The organism is Mycobacterium sp. PSTR-4-N (assembly GCF_022348085.1).
Classification (GTDB): Bacteria; Actinomycetota; Actinomycetes; order Mycobacteriales; family Mycobacteriaceae; genus Mycobacterium.
Genome location: NZ_JAKRFN010000054.1, coordinates 1 through 2,376, shown reverse-complemented (window position 1 = coordinate 2,376; position 2,376 = coordinate 1). Strand labels below are relative to the sequence as shown.

Annotated in this window: 1 rRNA gene; it reads right to left on the bottom strand. The window is 55.9% G+C overall.

The annotated features are described in order from the left end of the window. A 23S ribosomal RNA gene (locus MHN84_RS29570) occupies positions 1 to 2,354 on the bottom strand; the annotation flags it as partial. Positions 2,355 to 2,376: the final 22 nt, after the last annotated feature.

The window sequence follows — 2,376 nt, the reverse complement described above, 5'->3', positions numbered from 1 at the left end:
AGTCTCCCACCTATCCTACACAAACCGTATCGAGCACCAATACCAAGTTGTAGTGAAGGTCCCGGGGTCTTTTCGTCCTGCCGCGCGTAACGAGCATCTTTACTCGTAATGCAATTTCGCCGAGTCTATGGTTGAGACAGTTGAGAAGTCGTTACGCCATTCGTGCAGGTCGGAACTTACCCGACAAGGAATTTCGCTACCTTAGGATGGTTATAGTTACCACCGCCGTTTACTGGGGCTTAAATTCTCCGCTTCACCCTTGAAGGGTTAACAGGTCCTCTTAACCTTCCAGCACCGGGCAGGCGTCAGTCCGTATACATCGTCTTGCGACTTCGCACGGACCTGTGTTTTTAGTAAACAGTCGCTTCTCACTGGTTTGTGCCACCCACTCACGCTCAGAACCGCGAGGGTTCGTCACGCCGTGTGGGTCCCCCTTCTCCCGAAGTTACGGGGGCATTTTGCCGAGTTCCTTAACCATAGTTCACTCGTACGCCTTGGTATTCTCTACCTGACCACCTGTGTTGGTTTGGGGTACGGGCCGTGTATGCGCTCGCTAGAGGCTTTTCTCGACAGCATAGGATCACCGAATTCGCCTCACTCGGCTATGCATCACCTCTCAGGATATATGCCAGACGGATTTGCCTATCTGACTCCCTACAGGTTTGCCCCAGTATTACCACTGACTGGTACGGCTACCTTCCTGCGTCACCCCATCGCTTGACTACTACCACCGAAGGTCCCGCGCAGCACCAGAAACCATCACCCCGAAGGGATCCGTGGATCTGGATTTGGGCGGTTAGTACCGGTGATTCATCAGGGACGCTCATACACGGGTACGGGAATATCAACCCGTTGTCCATCGACTACGCCTGTCGGCCTCGCCTTAGGTCCCGACTCACCCTGGGCGGACTGGCCTGGCCCAGGAACCCTTGGTCTTTCGGCGGGCAAGGTTCTCACTTGCCTTATCGCTACTCATGCCTGCATTCTCACTCCCACACCCTCCACCACTCGATCACTCGGCGGCTTCACCGGATGCAGGACGCTCCCCTACCCAGCGTATGAATACGCTGCCGCGGCTTCGGCGGTGTGCTTGAGCCCCGCTACATTATCGGCGCACAATCACTTGACCAGTGAGCTATTACGCACTCTTTCAAGGGTGGCTGCTTCTAAGCCAACCTCCTGGTTGTCTTCGCGACTGCACATCCTTTTCCACTTAGCACACGCTTAGGGGCCTTAGCCGGCGATCTGGGCTGTTTCCCTCTCGACGCACGGAGCTTATCCCCCGCCGTCTCACTGCCGCATTACACCGTGTCGGCATTCGGAGTTTGGCTGACGTCAGTAACCTTGTGAGGCCCATCGGCCATCCAGTAGCTCTACCTCCGACACGAACACTGCGACGCTGCACCTAAATGCATTTCGGGGAGAACCAGCTATCACGGAGTTTGATTGGCCTTTCACCCCTACCCACAACTCATCCCCTCAGTCTTCAACCTAAGTGGGTTCGGGCCTCCACGCGGTCTTACCCGCGCTTCACCCTGGCCATGGGTAGATCACTCCGCTTCGGGTCCAGAACACACCACTACACCACACACTGTTGTGTGGATACGCCCTATTCAGACTCGCTTTCGCTACGGCTACCCCACCCGGGTTAACCTCGCGACATGTCCCTGACTCGCAGGCTCATTCTTCAAAAGGCACGCCATCACCCCACAACAAAGTCGAAGGCTCTGACGGATTGTAAGCGCACGGTTTCAGGTACTCTTTCACTCCCCTCCCGGGGTACTTTTCACCATTCCCTCACGGTACTAATCCGCTATCGGTCACTGAGAAGTATTCAGGCTTACCGGGTGGTCCCGGCAGATTCACAGCAGATTCCACGGGCCCGCTGCTACTCGGGGAAAACATTTCACGAAAGCCGTCAGATTTTCGGATACGGGGCTCTCACCCTCTCCGGCAGGCCATCCCAGACCACTTCACCTAACCCCACGGTTGATCACTTTCGCTCCTCTCGGCGGAGAGAAGAAGAAACGCCCCACAACACCGCACACACAACCCCCGCCGGGTATCACATGCACACGGTTTAGCCATCCTCCGCTTTCGCTCGCCACTACTCACGGAATCACTATTGTTTTCTCTTCCTACGGGTACTGAGATGTTTCACTTCCCCGCGTTCCCTCCCAACGCCTATAGATTCAGCGCTGGGTAACACGACATCACTCGTGCTGGGTTTCCCCATTCGGACACCCTCGGATCCACGCTCGGTTGGCAGCTCCCCGAGGCATATCGCAGCCTCCCACGTCCTTCATCGGCTCTCAGTGCCAAGGCATCCACCATGCGCCCTTAAACACTTACAACACAAAACCAAAAAATGAGTCA